General features: G+C 61.7%; 17 protein-coding genes and 1 pseudogene. 9 read left to right on the top strand and 9 right to left on the bottom strand.

Going from position 1 to position 18,795, the window contains the following annotated elements; all coding sequences use genetic code 11:
- The first annotated feature begins 16 nt into the window (after nucleotides 1-16).
- From ACQ4WR_RS01470 to ACQ4WR_RS01450, 5 genes are all read left to right on the top strand, one after another.
- On the top strand, nucleotides 17-382 hold the full coding sequence (locus tag ACQ4WR_RS01470) for a hypothetical protein (RefSeq protein ID WP_102297061.1): 366 nt from the start codon (nucleotides 17-19) through the stop codon (nucleotides 380-382).
- On the top strand, nucleotides 367-741 hold the full coding sequence (locus ACQ4WR_RS01465) for a hypothetical protein (RefSeq protein ID WP_436484822.1): 375 nt from the start codon (nucleotides 367-369) through the stop codon (nucleotides 739-741). Before ACQ4WR_RS01470 ends, ACQ4WR_RS01465 begins: the two co-directional genes overlap by 16 nt.
- Nucleotides 742-899: 158 nt before the next feature.
- Nucleotides 900-1,253, top strand: a complete 354-nt coding sequence (locus ACQ4WR_RS01460; protein ID WP_102297055.1) for a DUF2147 domain-containing protein — start codon at nucleotides 900-902, stop codon at nucleotides 1,251-1,253.
- Between the two features lie 14 nt (nucleotides 1,254-1,267).
- Nucleotides 1,268-1,762 carry a GNAT family N-acetyltransferase gene (locus ACQ4WR_RS01455; RefSeq protein WP_436484820.1) on the top strand — a complete coding sequence of 165 codons (495 nt, stop codon included), beginning with the start codon at nucleotides 1,268-1,270 and terminating at the stop codon, nucleotides 1,760-1,762.
- A 108-nt stretch (nucleotides 1,763-1,870) separates the two neighbouring features.
- On the top strand, nucleotides 1,871-2,308 hold the full coding sequence (locus tag ACQ4WR_RS01450; RefSeq protein ID WP_436484818.1) for a hypothetical protein: 438 nt from the start codon (nucleotides 1,871-1,873) through the stop codon (nucleotides 2,306-2,308).
- Between the two features lie 9 nt (nucleotides 2,309-2,317).
- On the opposite strand, the gene ACQ4WR_RS01445 is transcribed toward ACQ4WR_RS01450, so the two are convergent.
- From ACQ4WR_RS01445 to cyoA, 7 genes are all read right to left on the bottom strand, one after another.
- Complete coding sequence (locus tag ACQ4WR_RS01445; RefSeq protein WP_102297051.1) at nucleotides 2,318-2,854, bottom strand: response regulator transcription factor; 537 nt, start codon at nucleotides 2,852-2,854, stop codon at nucleotides 2,318-2,320.
- A complete protein-coding gene (locus tag ACQ4WR_RS01440; RefSeq protein WP_436484816.1) occupies nucleotides 2,844-4,193 on the bottom strand; it encodes an ATP-binding protein in 1,350 nt (449 codons plus the stop codon). Before ACQ4WR_RS01440 ends, ACQ4WR_RS01445 begins: the two co-directional genes overlap by 11 nt.
- Complete coding sequence (locus tag ACQ4WR_RS01435; RefSeq protein WP_436484814.1) at nucleotides 4,177-5,025, bottom strand: SURF1 family protein; 849 nt, start codon at nucleotides 5,023-5,025, stop codon at nucleotides 4,177-4,179. The genes ACQ4WR_RS01440 and ACQ4WR_RS01435 overlap by 17 nt, the downstream gene beginning before the upstream one ends.
- Complete coding sequence (gene cyoD / locus ACQ4WR_RS01430) at nucleotides 5,022-5,405, bottom strand: cytochrome o ubiquinol oxidase subunit IV (protein ID WP_102297044.1); 384 nt, start codon at nucleotides 5,403-5,405, stop codon at nucleotides 5,022-5,024. Before cyoD ends, ACQ4WR_RS01435 begins: the two co-directional genes overlap by 4 nt.
- A complete protein-coding gene (gene cyoC, locus ACQ4WR_RS01425; RefSeq protein WP_436484812.1) occupies nucleotides 5,402-6,040 on the bottom strand; it encodes a cytochrome o ubiquinol oxidase subunit III in 639 nt (212 codons plus the stop codon). Before cyoC ends, cyoD begins: the two co-directional genes overlap by 4 nt.
- Complete coding sequence (cyoB, locus tag ACQ4WR_RS01420) at nucleotides 6,033-8,036, bottom strand: cytochrome o ubiquinol oxidase subunit I (protein ID WP_102297038.1); 2,004 nt, start codon at nucleotides 8,034-8,036, stop codon at nucleotides 6,033-6,035. The genes cyoC and cyoB overlap by 8 nt, the downstream gene beginning before the upstream one ends.
- Nucleotides 8,037-8,126: 90 nt before the next feature.
- Nucleotides 8,127-9,110, bottom strand: a complete 984-nt coding sequence (gene cyoA, locus ACQ4WR_RS01415) for a ubiquinol oxidase subunit II (protein WP_258003110.1) — start codon at nucleotides 9,108-9,110, stop codon at nucleotides 8,127-8,129.
- A gap of 217 nt (nucleotides 9,111-9,327) precedes the next feature.
- Between cyoA and ACQ4WR_RS01410 the strand changes: the two genes are divergently transcribed.
- Nucleotides 9,328-10,674 carry an MFS transporter gene (locus ACQ4WR_RS01410; protein WP_102297091.1) on the top strand — a complete coding sequence of 449 codons (1,347 nt, stop codon included), beginning with the start codon at nucleotides 9,328-9,330 and terminating at the stop codon, nucleotides 10,672-10,674.
- A gap of 562 nt (nucleotides 10,675-11,236) precedes the next feature.
- On the opposite strand, the pseudogene ACQ4WR_RS01405 reads toward ACQ4WR_RS01410, so the two are convergent.
- Nucleotides 11,237-11,557, bottom strand: a pseudogene (locus tag ACQ4WR_RS01405) (Hsp20/alpha crystallin family protein).
- A gap of 266 nt (nucleotides 11,558-11,823) precedes the next feature.
- Nucleotides 11,824-13,020, bottom strand: a complete 1,197-nt coding sequence (locus ACQ4WR_RS01400; protein ID WP_436484809.1) for a tetratricopeptide repeat protein — start codon at nucleotides 13,018-13,020, stop codon at nucleotides 11,824-11,826.
- Between the two features lie 147 nt (nucleotides 13,021-13,167).
- On the opposite strand from ACQ4WR_RS01400, the gene ACQ4WR_RS01395 reads away from it, so the two are divergent.
- Genes ACQ4WR_RS01395 through ACQ4WR_RS01385 form a run of 3 tightly spaced genes read left to right on the top strand, consistent with a single transcriptional unit; the run spans nucleotide 13,168 to nucleotide 18,788 of the window.
- A complete protein-coding gene (locus ACQ4WR_RS01395; RefSeq protein ID WP_436484808.1) occupies nucleotides 13,168-16,677 on the top strand; it encodes a response regulator in 3,510 nt (1,169 codons plus the stop codon).
- A 40-nt stretch (nucleotides 16,678-16,717) separates the two neighbouring features.
- Nucleotides 16,718-17,608: a CheR family methyltransferase gene (locus tag ACQ4WR_RS01390; RefSeq protein ID WP_436484806.1), complete on the top strand. Its 891-nt coding sequence runs from the start codon at nucleotides 16,718-16,720 to the stop codon at nucleotides 17,606-17,608.
- Nucleotides 17,598-18,788, top strand: a complete 1,191-nt coding sequence (locus tag ACQ4WR_RS01385) for a hybrid sensor histidine kinase/response regulator (RefSeq protein WP_102297024.1) — start codon at nucleotides 17,598-17,600, stop codon at nucleotides 18,786-18,788. Before ACQ4WR_RS01390 ends, ACQ4WR_RS01385 begins: the two co-directional genes overlap by 11 nt.
- Nucleotides 18,789-18,795: the final 7 nt, after the last annotated feature.

The raw sequence follows: 18,795 nt of genomic DNA, 5'->3' as shown, positions 1-18,795 counted from the left end.
TTTACAAGGAATGCCCATGTCAGGCTGGTGGACCATTATCTCGACAGACACGCCGGAGCGCATGGCCGACATGACGCAGGTCAACAAGGAAGCGTTTCTCGCCACCTGGGAAGCGGGCCTGTTCGGCGCTGACTGGATCGCACAGCTGTGCCACGATGGCAAGGCGACCCAGCTGTCGTCGAACGGCTTTCCCAACCGCTACACGGCGCTATCGGAGGACATTGCCCCCCTGCTGCTGGCCGGCATCGCGGAAGCGCAGGATGGCGAATTCCCGCAAGACAAGCCCACGGGCTGGCCAGGCAGCATCACCGTGCACCCCGAACGCATCGCGGCCTGCGTGCCCGGGCAGGTGTTGACGATTGAAATATGGGACCAGTCATGACAACTGAGCGTATCGGCATTCCCTTGCAAATAGAACATCTCGCCTGGTTCAGCCAGCACCTCGGCGGGCGCTTCCGCGCGGCAGGATTGCGCATTCAGTGTCATGACAATCAGGAGGCTGGCATCCATTGGAAGGTGGCGTGTCCCGATGAATACCAGGCCGCCATTCTGCAAGGCTTGCACGAGGGCATGCAGGATGCTCTTCCGCAGTATCTGGCAAGCAACGGCGTGTGGATCACGGAAGTGCTGGCCGACGACGTCAGCTCTTCATCCGATGCCTTTTACCGCGCCGGGCTGCTGGTGGCAGCGCAGGCAAAGGCGTTGCTGGAACTGTCCGGGCGAGCCTGCAACAAGGCGTGAGCAAAATTGTGCGAACGGCGGCAGAGAAGGCAGCGATCCTGTTAATATTATCAAATACTTAAATGGCCGGCGCGGTTCTTTTGCCAGCAGCACGCCATTCAGGCAATGTGACGTATTTTCCTGCGCTGCGGGCCACCTTTGCATAGACTGTCATCACCATGAAAAAACTGCTCCTGGGCACCTTCGCCGCCTGCGTGCTGCTTGCCAATGCCAGCGCCGCCCCTGTCGAAGACTTTATCGGCACCTGGAAACTGGAACGTACCAGCGTACCGAACTACGTCGTCATCAAACAGGAAGGCGAGCGGCTTGTCGCGCTGCGCTATACGCGCAATGTCCTGTCCAACAAGATTACCGAGCGGCGCTTTCCTGCCAGCTATGCGAACGGCGATGTCAGCATCGCTTCCGGCGAGACGGTCATCGAAGCGCGCAGCGTCAACGACGTGGCCACCGTGACCATGCTGGCTGAAGCGTACAAGAAGATTTCGTCGTCCACGGCCGCGCCCACCAGCTAAGGAATCACACAGGTTTGAACAACATCATCATCCGCCCCACCGATGCCGCCGACTGGCCGGCCCTGAAAGCGGTGCGCCTGGCCGCCCTGGTCGACGCTCCCACCGCCTTTGGCGCCAGCCACGCCAGCGCGGCCCGCTTTAGCGACGCAGACTGGCAACAACGCTCGGTCAGCACGCCGCAGCGCACCTTCTTCCTCGCCTTTGACGGCGAGCAATCCATCGGCCTGGCCGCACAGGTGGTCGCCGGCAATGGCGAGTGCCACCTGATCGCCATGTGGGTACAGCAAGAATATCGCGGCATGGCCGTGGCGGCGGCCCTCGTCGATGCCGTCAAACAGTGCGCCGTGCACAACGGCCACGCGCGGCTGGTGCTCGACGTCGCACAGGAAAATGCGCGCGCGGCGGCGTTCTACCAGAAACAGGGTTTTGTCTTTTTACCGGAATGGGAAGCGCTGGAAAGCCATCCGCATATCCAGGTGCAGAAGATGGCGTGGCTGGCGGCGGCATGATCTGGCTGAATTGTCCTGCTGCCAGAAACGCATCTTCCTGCGCATGCGCGCGCGACATGCGCAGCGCGCCCACGTGGATGCAAGCGTGAAAATTTAATGAGATCGCCGATGGGAAAATATCGTCATCACCAGCTTTTTCCAAAGCTGAAACATATACAAGCGTTTCGTTTCCCCCATGTTTGCCTGCACTGCAGGAAGTCATTCAAGTATCCGGCCACGACAGAAGAACGTTGCTGCCCGCAGTGCCGCGCCGCTTTGGTGATGCTGAGCCGGAAATTCTCCGCACCTCCCGCACGGGATGCGGCGCAATGGGCAAAGATCCGGTTCTTGATCGGGCATGGCTTTCGCTTTTACTCGGTCTACGAACCCGCATGTGGCGGCATGAAGGCCGTCCGCTATCCGGCCACCCTGGCCGAAGCCAGAGACTTCGTTCAGAAGCATGCTGCGCAAAAGGTCAAGCAGGCTGCAGCGACTGCTCCTGGGTGCAGCCCGGACAGCCAGGCGGCCGGAAATTGCACGCCAGGCGCACGTGCCCGCGACGCATGATCGAGGCGGCTACTTCACCCGCTGTTTCTCCAGCTTGCGCGCCAGGGTGCGCCGGTGCATGCCCAGCCGCCTTGCCGTTTCCGAGATATTGAAATCCGTCTCGGCCAGCATTTCGTGGATGCGTTCCCATTCCAGGGTCTTGATGTTGGTGGCGCGGTTGGTCAGTTCGATGTCGGCATTGCCGGCAATGTGGCCGAAGGCCGCTTCGATATCGTCCGTGTTCGACGGTTTGGCCAGGTACTGGCAGGCGCCCAGCTTGATGGCTTCGACGGCAGTGCCGATGCTGGCGTAGCCGGTCAGCACGACGATCAGCATTTCCGGGTCGTGCTGGTGCAGCATCTGCACGCAGGCCAGGCCCGACGTATTGCCATTGAGTTTCAAATCGACGACGGCGTAGTCGGGGCAATGCTGCTCCAGCAAGGCGCTGGCCTCGTCGAAATTGGTGGCCAGGATGACCTGGTAGCCGCGCCGCTCGAACGAGCGGCCCAGGGTGCGGGCAAACGCGGCGTCGTCTTCCACGATCAGTAACAGACGGTCATCCTGCATGGTGGTCGCTTTCTCTTTCCAGTTTGATGGCCGCCAGCGGCAAGGCCAGGTGCACCACCGCCCCGCCCTGCACGCGGTTGCGCGCCGTCACCGTGCCGCCCAGGGTGCGCGCGACGTTGACCACCAGGAACAGGCCGAGGCCGCCGCCGGGCTTGCCCTTGCTGCTTTGGTAGGGCTTGCCCAGGTGCGTCAGCATCGACGGCTCGAAGCCGGGACCCGCGTCGGTGATCACCAGGTGCAAGGCGTCCGCTTCGCGCGTGGCTTCAAAGCGCAGCCAGTCGGGCGACGCTTCCAGCGCGTTGTCGAGCACGTTGCAAATGGTTTGTTTCAGGGTCGAATCGAAGACCACGGGGACGTCGTGCTCGATGCGGTTATCGTACTCGAAATCATGGATCGGGCGGCTGCCGCGCCACTCGTCGACCAGGTCGTTGAGGAAGGTATTGATCGTCGTCTTGACGGAAGATTCCCCGCGCGCCTCGCCTGCCGACAATAAAATGCCGCTGACAATGCTCTTGCAGCGCTGCAACTGCGCCTGCATTTCCGTGATTTCTTCCAGCAGTTCGCCATTCTTGCTCAGTTCCGGCATGCGGCGCCAGTCGCCGAGGATCACGGACAGGGTTGCCAGCGGCGTGCCCAGTTCGTGCGCGGCGCCCGATGCCAGCAGGCCCATGCGGATGATGTGCTCTTCTTCCGCCGCGCGCTGGCGCAAGTCGGCCACCTTGGCGTCGCCGGCGCGCTGGTTGCGGTTGATGCGCGTGATAAACACCACCAGCAAGGCCGCGTTCAGGATGAAACAGATCAGCAGCCCCTGCACATACAGGCTGGCAAAGCCCCGCTCCGGATCGATCGGCAGGATCAAGGGGCCGGGCAGCAAGGCCAGGCCGGCCAGGCACAGGCTGGTGATGGCCACCATGATCCAGGTCGACCACACTTCCAGCAGCACGGCGCTGAGGATGACTTGCAGCAGATACAGGAAGGCAAAGGGGTTGCTGATGCCGCCGCTCAGGTAGAGCTGGGCCGTCAGCACGGTGACGTCGACCAGCAGGGCGAGGAACAGTGCCGTGTTGGACACGGGCTGGCGTTCATGCCAGCGCAACAGGCTGGCCAGGTTGAAGGCGATGAGGCAGGACAGCACTTCGAGCATGTAGGGCACGGGCAAGGCGATGCCCAGCCCTACGCCCACGCCGAAGATGGTGCTGATCTGGCCGATCACGGCCAGCCAGCGCAGCTGGATCAGCAGCTTCATGTTCTGGTGGCCGGCCGGATGTTCCATCTCGGTCGCCACCGCACCGCGTTCCAGTACCTCGCGGTTGGGCAGGATCTCAATCCTGCCCGGCATGGTCGCTTTCCACAGTGTTGTTGCCAGCATTACCGGCGCGGCGCGCGCGGCGGCGCTTGTCTTCGCGCACGATCCACCAGCTGATGCCCGCCACCATCAGGGCCAGCGCGAACCAGGTCAGCGCATACACCAGATGATTGTTGTGGAAGGAAACCACGGTCAGGCCGCCGACGGGAGCGTCAACGGCCGTTTCGGATTTTGCTTGCGCATCGACAAAATACGGCGCCACATTGGTGAGCATGTGCGACGCGGCGATGGCGGCCACGTCGCGCGAATACCAGTGCTGCGTGGCAGGACTGTTTTCGCGCAGAAAGCCGCCGCCCGTTTCGCTCACGCGCAGCAAGCCGTCGACCTGCACGATGCCGGCCGGGGTGCTGGCGCCGATGCCGGTGCGCTTGGCTACAAAGCCGCGGTTGACCAGCACGGTGCTGCCATCGGCCAGGCGCAGGGGCGTCATCAGCCAGTAGCCGCTGCCCAGTGCCGTCGTCGCTTGCACCAGGGTATTGAAAATGGGGAGATAGGTACCGGAGAGTCGCACATGGCGGTATTCATCCGTTTGCTGCGTGACCTTGGCCCAGACTGCGGGTCCAGGTGCGTCCGTTGCGGGCGCATGTACGCGTTGTTCGACGCGCTCGATCAGGTCAAGCTTCCAGAACAGGCGCTTGACTTGCCAGGTGCCCAGGGCACAGAAACCGGCAAAAACGATCCCCGCCAGCAAGGCCAGTGCAATTTTTGAATAATGCACAGCCATGCCGCGTGGGCCTGGCGCGGCATCTTGCGATGCCGCGCCAGGGGCGCGCCCGGTGTTGCTAGGGCGCGTATTACTCATCATGGAGCCGTTTTCGTATGCATGTACTCAGGCATCAGATCCGGCATCATGTTGTGGTTCATGTGGTACATGACCCACAGCGAACCGGCCATGGCAATGCCGACGATCATGATGGTGAAGATCAGCGCCATCATGTTCCAGCCGCCTTCCGACTTGGTGTTCATGTGCAGGAAGTACACCATGTGCACCACCACTTGCACCGCCGCGAACGCCAGCAGGACCAGGCCCATGGTGCCCGAGTTGGTGATGGCTTTCGTCATCACCAGCCAGAAAGGAATGGCCGTCAGGATCACCGACAGGATGAAACCGATGGCGTAGCTTTTCAGGCTGCCATGATCGTGGTTGTCATGGTGGTGGCTATCGCCGTGTGTATGGTCGCTCATGGCAGGACTCCCATCAGGTAGACAAAGGTGAAGACGCCAATCCAGATGACGTCCAGGAAGTGCCAGAACAGCGACAGGCACATCATGCGGCGGCCGTTTTCCGGGGTCAGACCATGCTTCTTCAGCTGGAACATCAGGGTCACGAGCCAGATCACGCCAAACATCACGTGCAGGCCGTGGGTACCGACCAGGGCGAAGAACGAGGACAGGAACGCGCTGCGCTGCGGACCGGCACCTTCGTGGATCAGATGCACGAATTCATACATTTCCAGCGACAGGAAGGCCAGGCCGAACAGGCCCGTGATGCCCAGCCAGACCAGGGTGCTGCGCAAGTTCTTGCGCTGCATGGCCAGCATGGCAAAGCCGTAGGTAATCGACGACAACAGCAGCATGGCCGTGTTGGCGGCGACCAGCGGCAGGTCGAACAGCGCGGCGCCCGTCGGGCCGTCCGCGTAGTTGCGGCCCACCACCGCATAGGTAGCGAACAGACAGGCGAAGATCAGGCAATCGCTCATCAGGTAGAGCCAGAAACCCAGCAGGCTGCCGTTTTCCGGGTGGTGCTCGCGCACGAAGTAGCTGCGCGAGCTTGGTGCGGCGCCAGCGGCGCCGGTGTTATGGGCGATGGTATCAGACATGGCTGCTCAGCAATTTAGTATAAGCGTCTTCGGTGCGGACGACTTCTTCCGCAGGAATGTAGTAATCACGCTTGTAGTTAAAGGTATGGACGATGATGGTGATCAACATGATCACGAAGCCGATGGCGGCGACGAGCCACATTTGCCAGATCAGGCCAAAACCAACCAGTGCGGACAGTGCGGCGATCACGAAACCGGCCCAGGTGTTCTTCGGCATGTGGATCTTCGTGAAACCGGACGTCGGACGCTGGTAACCGTGTTTCTTCATGTCAGTCCATGCATCGAGTTCGTGCACTTGCGGCGTGAAGGCGAAGTTATAGTCTGGCGGTGGCGACGAGGTCGCCCACTCCAGCGTACGGCCGCCCCATGGGTCGCCGGTGACATCGCGCAGGGCGTGACGGTTGCGGTAGCTGACATAGAACTGCATCAGCAGCGAGCCGATACCCAGTGCGATCGAGACGGCGCCAAACCAGGCGATGATGGTCCAGATTTGCAGCGATGGATCTTCAAAGTGGTTGACACGGCGGGTCACGCCCATCAGGCCCAGCACGTACAGCGGCATGAAGGCCAGGTAGAAGCCGACGAACCAGAACCAGAACGAGCACTTGCCCCAGAACGCGTCGAGCTTGTAGCCGAAGGCTTTCGGGTACCAGTAGTTGATCGCAGCGAACACGCCGAAGACCACGCCGCCGATAATCACGTTATGGAAGTGGGCGATCAGGAACAGGCTGTTGTGCAGCACGAAGTCCGCTGGTGGTACGGCCAGCAGCACGCCGGTCATGCCGCCGATGGTGAAGGTGACCATGAAGCCGATCGTCCACAGCATAGGCAGTTCAAAACGGATACGGCCGCGGTACATGGTAAACAGCCAGTTGAAGATCTTCGCGCCCGTCGGGATCGAAATGATCATCGTCGTGATGCCGAAGAAGGAGTTGACGCTGGCGCCCGAACCCATGGTGAAGAAGTGATGCAGCCATACCAGGTACGACAGGATCATGATGACGCAGGTCGCGTAGACCATCGACGCATAGCCGAACAGGCGCTTGCTGCTGAAGGTCGCGACGACTTCCGAGAACACGCCGAACAGTGGCAGGATCAGGATGTAGACCTCTGGGTGGCCCCAGATCCAGATCAGGTTGACGTACATCATGGCGTTGCCGCCCAGTTCGGTGGTGAAGAAGTTAAAGCCGGCAACGCGGTCCAGCGACAGCATGGCCAGAACAGCCGTCAGCACCGGGAAGGCGGCGACGATCAGGATGTTGGTGCACAGTGCGGTCCAGGTGAAGACCGGCATTTTCATCCAGGTCATGCCCGGCGCGCGCATCTTGACGATGGTGGCGATCAGGTTGACACCGGACAATAGCGTCCCGACCCCGGCAATCTGCAAGGACCATATGTAATAGTCTACCCCCACGTCCGGACTGCCGACGATGCCCGACAGCGGCGGATAGGCCAGCCAGCCCGTGCGGGCGAATTCGCCGACGAACAGCGAGGCCATCACCAGGACGGCGCCCATGGTGGTCATCCAGAAGCTGAAGTTGTTCAGGAATGGGAAAGCCACGTCGCGCGCGCCGATCTGCAGCGGCACCACGTAGTTCATCAGACCCGTCACGAAAGGCATCGCGACGAAGAAGATCATGATCACGCCGTGGGCGGTGAAGATCTGGTCGTAGTGATGCGGTGGCAGGAAGCCGGCATTGTCGCCAAAGGCGATTGCCTGCTGGGTACGCATCATGAGCGCGTCGGCAAAGCCGCGCAGCAGCATGATCAGGCCCAGGATCATGTACATGATACCGATTTTTTTATGGTCGATACTGGTGATCCAGTCGCGCCACAGGGTACCCCAGACGCGGAAATACGTCAGTGCCGCAACGAGTGCGATACCGCCCAGGGCAACCATGGCAAAGGTCACCAGCAGGATAGGTTCGTGAAATGGAATTGCATCCCAAGTCAGACGGCCGAATATAAGCTTCGTCAGATCAATATGGTCTAGCATTGTTACTCTCAGAGAAAAAAGGGAGGCGCCAGGCAAGCGGCGCCAGTATCTGCAGCGCTAAAACCATGCGCTGCGGGATTCATGCAGTCGTTACTTGGCTTGAACGCCCTTTTCAACCACTGCATCGCTAGCGACTACTGCCGTTACGGCCGCTACCGGGCTATCTGCCACCGTCATTTTGTATGGCTCGACCGGCGTCACGCACAGGGCGTCGGAAACGATGGTGCGGTTCAGGATTGCCTTGTACAGGTCGCTAGGAACAGCGCTGTAGCGGCGCACGGGGTCGCGTTCGCTAGGCTGGGCCAGCGACAGGTAGTCGTCGCGGTTCAGCGCGCCGCCACCGGCGCGTGCCGAGGCTACCCACTTGTCGAAGTCCGCATCATTCACGCCGTGGAACTTGAAGCGCATGCCCGAGAAACCGGCACCACTGTAGTTGGCGGAAAAGCCCTTGTATACACCAGGCTTGTTGATGACGGCATTCAACTGCGTTTCCATGCCCGGCATGGCGTAGATCTGACCGGCCAGTGCGGGGATGAAGAACGAGTTCATGACGGACGATGCGGTGATCTTGAAGCGGATCGGACGATCGACGGGCGCATACAGTTCATTGACCGAAGCGATACCTTGCTCAGGGTAGATGAACAGCCATTTCCAGTCCAAGGCCACGACTTCGACGATCATCGGCTTGTGGCTGGCAGGAATTGGGCGGTTGGCGTCAATACGGCTCAATGGGCGGTACGGATCGAGGGTGTGGGTGCTGATCCAGGTCAGCAGGCCCAGCACGATGATGATCAGCAGAGGCGCGCCCCAGATGATCAGCTCGAGGCGAGTCGAGTGGTCCCAGTCCGGCTCGTATTTGGCCGCGGTGTTGTTTTTTCTATAGCGCCATGCGAAAAGCAGGGTCAGGGCGATTACCGGAACGATAATCAACAGCATCAGCAATGTCGAGATGACAATCAGATTGCCTTGCTGAACTGCGATGTCTCCGGACGGATTCAGTACCACCGTATTGCAACCAGCCAACAATGCGAGAGGTAAAAGAAGCAGTCCGCGACGAACTTTTAATGAAAACATACAGGAAAGTCCAGTACAGGGGATGAAGATATGGTACTGTATTCTCACTGGAGCGCGTTGGCAATTGGACGTTTTGTCCACCCCCTTGCTCGGACTTTCACATGGCAGTAGCGGATTTTTCCTACAACTACCTGATGAATAGTCCTACTCCGGGCATGAGACACCCGGGGTATGTTACGCGTTGGCCGAACTCGAAACTATATTGGAGACGATCATCATGTCCAGCACGCGCATACACAGCGGGGATGTACCCGCTGACTTTTCCCCCCACTCCCTGCGCGACGCACGCGGGGCCGGCCTGGTCGAGTCACACATCGACCCCGGTGAGATCGCCGTCGGCGTGATCATCGGCCGTGCCTCCGAATACTTCGACTTTTTTGTGTACGCCATCGCCTCGGTGCTGGTGTTTCCGCGCGTCTTCTTTCCATTCGAAGAACGCCTGGAGGGCACATTATATGCCTTCCTGATTTTCTCGTTCGCCTTCATCGCGCGTCCGTTCGGCACCGTGATCTTCATGGAGATCCAGCGCCGCATGGGGCGCAGCGCCAAGCTGACGATCGCCCTCTTCCTGCTGGGCGTATCGACGGCCGGCATCGCCTTCCTGCCAACCTATTCCCACCTGGGCTTTGCCGCCATCATCTGGCTGTCCGTGCTGCGCATCGGCCAGGGCGTGGCGCTGGGCGGCTCGTGGGATGGCCTGCCGTCGCTGCTGGCACTGAACGCGCCGGAAAACAAGCGCGGCTGGTACGCCATGCTGGGCCAGCTGGGCGCGCCTGTCGGCTTCCTGCTCGCCGCCGGCCTGTTCTGCTTCATGCTGATCACGCTGTCGGATGAAGAGTTCCTCGACTGGGGCTGGCGCTATCCGTTCTATGTGGCTTTCGCCATCAACGTGGTGGCCCTGTTTGCCCGCCTGCGCCTGGTGTCGACGAATGAATATGCGCGCCTGCTCGATGAACGCGAACTGCAGCCCGTGAGCGTGTTTGAAATGGGCCGCGGCCAGGGCCGCAACGTGCTGATCGGCGCCCTTGCCGCGCTGGCCAGCTACGCGCTGTTCCACCTGGTCACCGTATTCCCGCTGTCGTGGATATCCGTCTACCAGACGCGCTCGGCTTCGGATTTCCTGCAAATCCAGATGCTGGGCGCCGTGCTGGCCGCCGTCGGCATCGTGATCTCGGGCTTGCTGGCCGATAAAGTGGGCCGCCGCACCACCTTGGGCGTGCTGGCCGTGCTGATCGCTATCTTCAGCGCCTTCGTGCCGACCCTGATGGGCGGCGGCAATACGGGCCAGGACGTCTTCATCCTCGTCGGCTTCAGCCTGCTGGGCTTGTCCTACGGCCAGGCAGCCGGCGCCGTGACGGCCAACTTCCCTGCCCGCTTCCGCTACACGGGTGCAGCCCTGACGTCCGACCTGGCCTGGCTGGTCGGCGCCGGCTTCGCCCCGCTGGTGGCGCTGGGGCTGTCGGCCAACTTCGGCCTTGCGTATGTGAGCTTCTACCTGTTGTCGGGCGCCGTCGCCTCGCTGGCTGCGTTGAGCCTGAACCGGGCGCTGGAAATCCGCGACTGACAGACAGGTTGACATATATAGAGAAGCAATGGGGGTGGCAATGCGCTGCCACCCCCAAATCCCCAAAAAAAAACGCCGGCACTGTCCGGCGTTTTTTTCGTAGGTCGGCCTAGCCCGCAGGGCGTAAGCCGACAGGCGCCGCCACGCAGAGTGTCAGATTACGCTGCGCTAATCTGACCTACGCAGCGAAACCTCGCATATATGCTGGCCATTGGGGTGGCAGCGCGCCGCTACCAAAATCGCCCCAAATCACCCCAAAAACGCCGGCACCGTCCGGCGTTTCCGGCTTAGCCCGCAGGGCGTAAGCCGACAGGCGCCGCCACGACGATTGTCAGATTACGCTGCGCTAATCTGACCTACGCAGCGAAACCTCGCATATATGCTGGCCATTGGGGTGGCAGCGCGCTGCTATCAACATCGCCCCAAATCACCCCAAAAACGCCGCCACCGTCCGGGGGTTTTTCGTAGGTCGGCTTAGCCCGCAGGGCGTAAGCCGACAGGGCCGCCACGACGATTGTCAGATTACGCTGCGCTAATCTGACCTGCGCACTGGATCAGCCGGTCACTGGATCTCCAGCTGCCTGCCTCCCGTGCCTGCCCGCTTCGGCAGATCCAGCAGCAGCACGCCATTTTCATAGAGCGCACGGGCGCCCGCCTCGTCCACCTCGTGCGGTAGCACGAAGCTGCGGTATTGCTGCCCGTACTCGCGTTCGCTGCGCACGGTCTTGCCGCCACCGTCGCGCGTCACTCTTTCATCCTTGAGTTAGGCACTGATGGAGACGCGGTTGCCGTCGATGGAGACCTTGATATTGTCCTTGTTGACGCCGGGAATGTCCGCCTGTACCTGATAGGCTTGCTCGGTTTCCAATATGTCGACGCGCATGCGTGACGAAGCTCCATCGCGCAAGCGCAAGGCGGGTGCGAAAAAGTCGTGCATGAATTCTTCCATGTCGCTGAACGGGTCAAGCCGCGCCAGCGAACGCTGTGGATCGCGGTGTATCAATTGATTGGCCATGATGTCCTCCTTGCTGGCATGTCCATGTGAGCACATGGCCGGCAGCGGCGGACGCAAGCGTCGCATCCCGGGCCGGCCATGCCGGTGCATACATGCTAGGCGATGGCCATGGCGGGCGCTTGATGCAGATCAAATCATGGCATCAGATGCCAGGTGTCGATGAATTTGCCGACGCCTCCGGGATGGGCCGTCTTCCATGCTTCCAGCGCGGGGCGATAGGCTTCCTTGTATTGCAGCAGCAACAGCGCCGGCTCCAGCTCGCCCTTGAAGGAAAGGGAACGCAGAATGCGCAGGGCCGGATCGCGCAGCCGCTCCAGCCTGGTTCCTGCCATCTTGTCCAGAACCAGGAAAGCGGCGTTCCAGGCCTCCAGGTCTGCCTGGAACGCCGTCTTGTCGCCGCGCTGCACGGCGGCCGCCGCATTCACCTGGCCCGCCGCCAGCGCCATCCAGAACGCGCCGTCGATGCTGCCGGCATCGGCATCGCCCGCAGTCGCCTCGGCCTGGATCTGCACAGTGGCCTGGCCCGTCCCCGCATCGATGCCACCCGTCGCCCCCGGCTTCAAGTTCAGCGATATCATGGGGATGCCGTGATTGGCCTGGAATTGCTCCATCCGCTGCCAGGCCGACCGCTGGTCGGGATGGGCGCCGATGGCACCGACCAGCGCAAGCGCCATTTCCGGCCATTTCTGCTGTTCCTGCAAGGCATCGGCGAGGTAGCGCCATGCCTGCTCGTGCAGGGGTTCGATCTGTGCCGCCTTGCGGAAGTGCTCGGCGGCCGGCTCCCACTGGCGCTGCACAAAATAGCAATCGCCCGCAAACAGCCAGGCATCGGCAAAGCCGGGATCGACGGCGATGGCCTGCTTGTACTTTTGCAAGGCGGCAGCATATTCCTTCTTGCTGAACAATTGCTCGCCTTCCACCACCAGTTGCATGGCATTGCCAGCCGGCGCGTACTTGGCGCGCACGCCGCCACCTGCCAGCCGGCGCGCCACTTCCTGTGCCAGTGGATCTTGCGCATCGAGCGCGAGTGCCCGCCGTGCCATCTCGGCAGCGGACTTGCGGGCCGCCTGGCGCTGCTTGTCGTCCAGGTTGTTGGCATCCGACACGATGTAATACAGCAAGGCCAACGAGCCCACGGGATTCGAGGCAAGCGGATCGGCCTTGGCCGCCAGCTCGAACTGCTCCCGCGCCTCCGGCAACTGTCCTTTGGTCACGAAGGTCAGCCCCCGCTGCGCCAGCGCCTGGCTTCGCTGGTTGCCAAGCACGACCGCCCGGGCTCCCATGGGCACGAGGCTGGCGACAAGCGCGCAGGCGATGACTGTTGGACGCATAAATCTCCCATCTTTTGACAGCGATACGAGCGCGCAGGGGCGCGCGCCCTTCCCTGCCTGCTATGCTAGCGCCTGCCGCACGCGAACGCATCAAAAATATTGCATTTCAGTTAAACTATTTCACCCGCTCATATCTCCACGGACAAGATGAATACCAAGACTCCGATCGACTCCTTCAGCTTCCGCCGCATCCTGGCCCGCAACGTCACCTTGCCACTCGTCATCGGGGTCGTCACCGCCCTCGTCTTTGTTGCCCTGATTGCCTACCTGCTTTCCGCGCTGCGCTCGGTCGAGCATTCGGAAAGGGTCATCGGCAACGCCAACGAGGTCATGAAACTGTCCGTGGACCTGGAAACGGGCATGCGCGGCTATTTGCTGACGGGCGATGAAACCTTCCTTGCCCCGTACAAATCGGGCAAGGCGAAGATTGCCGTGGAAATGAATACCCTGCTCGAACTGGTGTCCGACAGCCCCATGCAGGTGGACCGGCTGCGCCGCATCCGCGCGCTGCAAGGCCAATGGCTCGACTATGCGGAAAGCGTGATCGGCCAGCGCCGCAGCAACCAGGAATTCCTCGCGCGCGTGCGCCAGGGCGAAGGCAAGCTGGAATTCGATGAGATCCGCCGCGAATTCCTGTCCTTCCTGGCCATGGAGCAGCGTTTGCGCCAGGAACGGGCCGACTCGGCGGAAAGCCGCACCATCCAGGCGGTGGTCGTCTTCCTGCTCCTCAGCCTGGGACTGTCCGGCATGCTGGCCTACCTGGGCCGGCGCGAACTGCTGCGCCTGTCCGACATCTACAACGAGGCGCTGGAACAGCGCGGCAAGGACAATGATGTCTTGCAGGAACAAGCGTGGCTGCGCACGGGGCAGACGGAGCTGGCGGCCCACACCAGCGGACAGCTGGCCTTGCCGCAGCTGGGACGGCAGGTGCTCGATTTCCTCGCCAACCGCCTGGACGTGGCCGTGGCCACCCTGTATGTCACCGATGACGACGGCAGCCTGCGCCGCACGGCCGTGTACGGTTTCAACGATGCTGGCGTAAAAGACAAGCAGGTCTTCAAGCTGGGCGAAGGCCTGGTGGGCGAGACGGCGCGCGAAAAGAAACTCAAGCACATCAAGCAGGTGCCGGACAACTATCTGACCGTGACGTCCAGCCTGGGCCGCGGTGCGCCGCTGGAACTGGTCTTGACGCCGGTAAATAATGAAGGCGAGGTGAATGGCGTGATCGAACTGGGCTTTACGCATCCCGTCAGCCAGCGCGTCAAGGAACTGCTGAACCTGATCGCCGCGAATGTCGGCACTTCCGTGGAAGCCGCGCTGTACCGCCAGCGCCTGCAAAACGTGCTGGAAGAAACCCAGCAATTGAATGAAGAGCTGGAAGTGCAGCAGGAAGAGCTGCGCACGGCCAATGAAGAGCTGGGCGAACAGTCGCGCGTGCTGGAACAGTCGCAAGCCCACCTGGAAGAGCAAAAGTCGGCGCTGGAGCAGTCGAACGAACAGCTGGCCGTGCAGGCGCTGTCGCTGGACCAGAAAAACATGGCCATCGGCCAGGCGCACGCGCAGCTGGAAGCACGCGCCGAAGAATTGCAGCGGGCCAGCCGCTACAAGTCCGAATTCCTGGCCAATATGTCGCACGAACTGCGCACGCCATTGAACAGCTCGCTCATCCTGTCCAAGCTGCTGTCCGACAATAGCAGCGGCAACCTGACGCCAGAGCAAGTAACGTTTGCGCAAACCATTTACTCTGCCGGCAACGATTTATTGACCCTGATCAACGATATCCTCGATATTTCCAAGGTCGAAGCCGGTAAACTGGAATTGACGCCAGAGAGCGTGCCCTTCGACGAACTGCTCAGCAGCATGAAGATGCTGTTCGGCCCGCAAGCGCAGCAAAAGAAACTGGCGTTCAACGTCAGCGTTGCGCCCGATGCGCCCGCCGCCTTTGTCAGCGACCGCCAGCGCCTGGAGCAGATCCTGAAAAACTTGCTGTCGAACGCCATCAAATTCACGGATGCGGGCACCGTGGCCCTGCACGTCGGCACCGATGCAGCCGGCAACGTGCGCTTCCAGGTACAGGATTCCGGCATCGGCATCGCCGACGAGCAGCAGCAGAAAGTCTTCGACGCCTTCCACCAGGCCGATGGCACGACCAGTCGCCGCTATGGCGGCACGGGCCTGGGCCTGTCGATTTCGCGCGACCTGGCGGCCTTGCTGGGCGGCAGCATCGAGTTGTCCAGCACGCCAGGCCAGGGCAGCACGTTCACCCTGGTGCTGCCGGCCAGCATGCCGGAACGCGCCGCGCCGGCCGATGCGCCGGCAGCGGCGCCCGCACCGTTCCAGTCAACGGCGAAAGCGGCCGCACATGCCGCGCCTGCCACCGCTGCTATGCCTAAAGCAGCGCCCGTCGCCAAGCCCGTGCCCTTGCCCACCTTCCAGGATGACCGCGACAGCGTGCCCGCCGCCAGAAGCGGCCAGCGTTCCGTGCTGGTGATCGAGGATGAGCCGTCGTTTGCCGGCATTCTGTTCGACCTGGCGCACGAAATGCAATACCGCTGCCTGGTGGCGCATGGCGCCGAGGAAGGCTTGCGCCTGGCTGAAGAATTCCTGCCCGACGCCATCCTGCTCGACATGGGCTTGCCGGACCGTCCCGGCCTGCTGGTCTTGCAGCAACTCAAGGAAAACCCGCTGACCCGCCATATTCCCGTGCACATCGTGTCCGGCAATGACCAGATGCAGGAAGCCATGCAGCTGGGCGCCATCGGCTACGCCACCAAGCCGCGCACGCGCGAGCAGCTGAAAGAAGTGTTCCGCAAGCTCGAATCGAAGTTCACACAGAAAATGAAACGCATCCTGCTGGTCGAGGATGACGAACGCCAGCGTGAAAGCGTGGTGCACCTGATCAGCGACGACGACGTGGAAATCACGGCCGTGGCGCTGGGCGAACAGGCGCTGGAATTGCTGAAGACGCAGATTTTCGACTGCATGATCATTGACCTCAAGCTGCCCGACATCCAGGGCAACGAATTGCTCGAACGCATGGAGCACGAGGAACTGTGCTCGTTCCCGCCCGTGATCGTCTATACGGGCCGCAACCTGAGCCGCGAGGAAGAAGCGGACTTGATGAAGTATTCGCGCTCGATCATCATCAAGGGCGCCCGTTCGCCCGAGCGCCTGCTCGACGAAGTCACCCTCTTCCTGCACAAGGTGGAATCGGAACTGTCGAGCGAGCGCCAGGGCATGCTGCAGCAGGTGCGCAGCCGCGAACGCGTGTTTGAAGGACGCAAGATTCTGCTGGTGGACGACGATGTGCGCAACATCTTTGCGCTGACGAATGCGCTGGAACAGAAAGGCGTGGTGGTGGAAATCGGCCGCAACGGCTTTGAAGCCATCAGCAAGCTCAACAGCACGGAGGATATCGACCTGGTCCTGATGGACGTCATGATGCCGGGCATGGACGGCCTGGAAGCGACGCGTTTGATCCGCGCCGATGGCCGCTACAACAAGCTGCCGATCATCGCCATCACCGCCAAGGCCATGAAAAACGACCAGGAAGAATGCCTGCAGGCGGGCGCCTCCGACTACCTGGCCAAGCCGATCGACCTGGACCGCCTGTACTCGCTGCTGCGCGTGTGGATGCCAAAGATGGAACGCATCTGATGGCGCGCCTGTGGGAACGCCAGCGGACGGAGTACCGCTGATGCCTACTGGCATGAAGGATGTGGAACGCGCACAACTGCAGGCGCTGATGGAAGCCATCTATCAGCGCTACAGCTACGACTTCCGCGACTATTCGCCAGCATCGCAGCTGCGCCGTTTGCACCACGCGCTCGAACGTTTGCATTGCGCGGATCTGGCTGCCTTGCAGCAGCGCGTGCTGGACGAGCCGGCCTGCTTTGGCGAACTGCTGCAGATTTTGACCGTGCCCGTCACGCAAATGTTCCGCGATCCGGCCTTTTTTCTCGCCTTGCGCGAACACGTGGTGCCGGTGCTCAAGACCTATCCCTCGCCCACCATCTGGGTGGCCGGCTGCTGCACGGGCGAGGAAGCCCTGTCGCTGGCCATACTGCTGCACGAGGAAGGCTTGCTGGAACGCAGCCGCATCTACGCCACCGACATCAATCCGCAGGCGCTGGCCACGGCCGCGCGCGGCGCCTACCCGTTGCACCGCATGCAGGAATATGCGGACAATTACGTGGCAGCGGGCGGCCTGGGCCAGCTGAGCGATTACTACACCCTGGAGCACGCCACGGCGCGCTTCGACGCGCGCCTGCTCGAGAAGATCAACTTTGCCGATCACAGCCTGGCCACGGACAGCGTCTTTGTCGAAACGCAATTGGTTTTGTGCCGTAACGTCTTGATTTATTTCAATAAGACCTTGCAGGAACGCTCGCTGGCCCTGTTCCACGAATCGCTGTGCCACCGGGGTTTCCTGGGCCTGGGCAGCAAGGAAAGCGTGCAGTTTACACGCTTTGCCACCGATTTCGAGCCCGTGGCGGGGCAGGAAAAACTCTACCGCAAGCGTGCGCCATCGCCCGCCGCTTCCCACTACGCTGGACGCCAAGCGCCAGGAATGAAACATGAACACTGAAACCAGTACCAAATTACTCATCGTCGACGACTTGCCGGAGAACTTGCGCGCACTCAACGCGCTGATCCGCGAGAGCGACCGCAGCGTCTACCAGGCCTCGTCCGGCGAAGAAGCGCTGGCCTTGCTGCTGGAACACGATTTCGCGCTGGCCATCCTCGACGTGCAAATGCCGGAAATGGATGGCTTCGAGCTGGCGCAGCTGATGCGCGGCACGGAAAAGACGCGCCACATCCCCATCGTTTTCGTCACGGCGGCCGGCAAGGAAATGAACTTCGCCTTCCAGGGTTATGAAAGCGGCGCCGTCGATTTCCTGCACAAGCCGCTTGACATCAATGCCGTGCAAAGCAAGGTCAATGTGTTTGTCGCCCTGCACCAGCAGCGCAGCGAGACCCGGCGCCAGGTGCAGGCGCTCGAATACAGCCGCCAGCAGCAGGAAGCGCTGCTGAAGGAATTGCGCGCCACGCAAGCGGAGCTGCAGCGCTCGCTGCGCCTGCGCGATGAATTCATGTCCATGGTGGCGCATGAGCTGCGCACGCCCTTGAACACCCTGTTCCTGGAAACACAGATGCGCACCGTCAACCTGGAACGGGGCAACCTGGCCGCCTTCGAACCGGACAAGCTGAACAAGATGGTGGCGCGCGACGGGCGGCAGATCCGCAGCATGGTGCGCCTGATCGACGACATGCTCGACGTCTCGCGCATCAGCAGCGGCAAGCTGTCGATCCGCCGCGAAGCCGTCGACCTGACGAGCCTGGTACGCAGGGTGGCCGACGACCTCGGTCCGCACGCGGCCGCCACGGGCAGCGTGCTCGAAGTGCTGGCCTTCGAGCCGATCCACGGCTTTTGGGACGCCTTCCGCGTCGAGCAGATCGTCGTCAACCTGATCAGCAACGCCGTGCGCTACGGCCAGGGCCAGCCGGTGGAGATCAGCCTGGGCCATACGCAGAACAGCGCCGTCATCGAAGTGCGCGACCATGGCATCGGCATCAACAGCCGCGACCAGGAGCGCATCTTTGACGCCTTCGAGCGCGTCGTGCACCAGGACCGCACGGGCGGCCTGGGCCTGGGCCTGTTCATCACCAAGCAGCTGGTGGACGCGCATGGCGGCGCCATCACCCTGCAAAGCCAGCCCGGCAATGGCGCCCTGTTCAGCGTCACCCTGCCGCTGGCCGGCAGCTGAGGCCGGC

The sequence above is a fragment of the Janthinobacterium amylolyticum genome (genome assembly GCF_051380655.1).
Lineage (GTDB): Bacteria > Pseudomonadota > Gammaproteobacteria > Burkholderiales > Burkholderiaceae_D > Janthinobacterium.
Note: the sequence above shows the minus strand (reverse complement) of the source record. Positions and strands in the feature narration are given on the sequence as shown.

Bases quoted from the DNA above. Each gene is read 5' to 3' on its own strand.
- ACQ4WR_RS01470 (WP_102297061.1), top strand. From the start codon at position 17: ATGTCAGGCTGGTGGACCATTATCTCGACAGACACGCCGGAGCGCATG.
- ACQ4WR_RS01465 (WP_436484822.1), top strand. From the start codon at position 367: ATGGGACCAGTCATGACAACTGAGCGTATCGGCATTCCCTTGCAAATA.
- ACQ4WR_RS01460 (WP_102297055.1), top strand. From the start codon at position 900: ATGAAAAAACTGCTCCTGGGCACCTTCGCCGCCTGCGTGCTGCTTGCC.
- ACQ4WR_RS01450 (WP_436484818.1), top strand. From the start codon at position 1,871: ATGGGAAAATATCGTCATCACCAGCTTTTTCCAAAGCTGAAACATATA.
- ACQ4WR_RS01445 (WP_102297051.1), bottom strand. From the start codon at position 2,854: ATGCAGGATGACCGTCTGTTACTGATCGTGGAAGACGACGCCGCGTTT.
- ACQ4WR_RS01440 (WP_436484816.1), bottom strand. From the start codon at position 4,193: ATGCCGGGCAGGATTGAGATCCTGCCCAACCGCGAGGTACTGGAACGC.
- ACQ4WR_RS01435 (WP_436484814.1), bottom strand. From the start codon at position 5,025: ATGATGAGTAATACGCGCCCTAGCAACACCGGGCGCGCCCCTGGCGCG.
- cyoD (WP_102297044.1), bottom strand. From the start codon at position 5,405: ATGAGCGACCATACACACGGCGATAGCCACCACCATGACAACCACGAT.
- cyoC (WP_436484812.1), bottom strand. From the start codon at position 6,040: ATGTCTGATACCATCGCCCATAACACCGGCGCCGCTGGCGCCGCACCA.
- cyoB (WP_102297038.1), bottom strand. From the start codon at position 8,036: ATGCTAGACCATATTGATCTGACGAAGCTTATATTCGGCCGTCTGACT.
- cyoA (WP_258003110.1), bottom strand. From the start codon at position 9,110: ATGTTTTCATTAAAAGTTCGTCGCGGACTGCTTCTTTTACCTCTCGCA.
- ACQ4WR_RS01410 (WP_102297091.1), top strand. From the start codon at position 9,328: ATGTCCAGCACGCGCATACACAGCGGGGATGTACCCGCTGACTTTTCC.
- ACQ4WR_RS01400 (WP_436484809.1), bottom strand. From the start codon at position 13,020: ATGCGTCCAACAGTCATCGCCTGCGCGCTTGTCGCCAGCCTCGTGCCC.
- ACQ4WR_RS01395 (WP_436484808.1), top strand. From the start codon at position 13,168: ATGAATACCAAGACTCCGATCGACTCCTTCAGCTTCCGCCGCATCCTG.
- ACQ4WR_RS01390 (WP_436484806.1), top strand. From the start codon at position 16,718: ATGCCTACTGGCATGAAGGATGTGGAACGCGCACAACTGCAGGCGCTG.
- ACQ4WR_RS01385 (WP_102297024.1), top strand. From the start codon at position 17,598: ATGAACACTGAAACCAGTACCAAATTACTCATCGTCGACGACTTGCCG.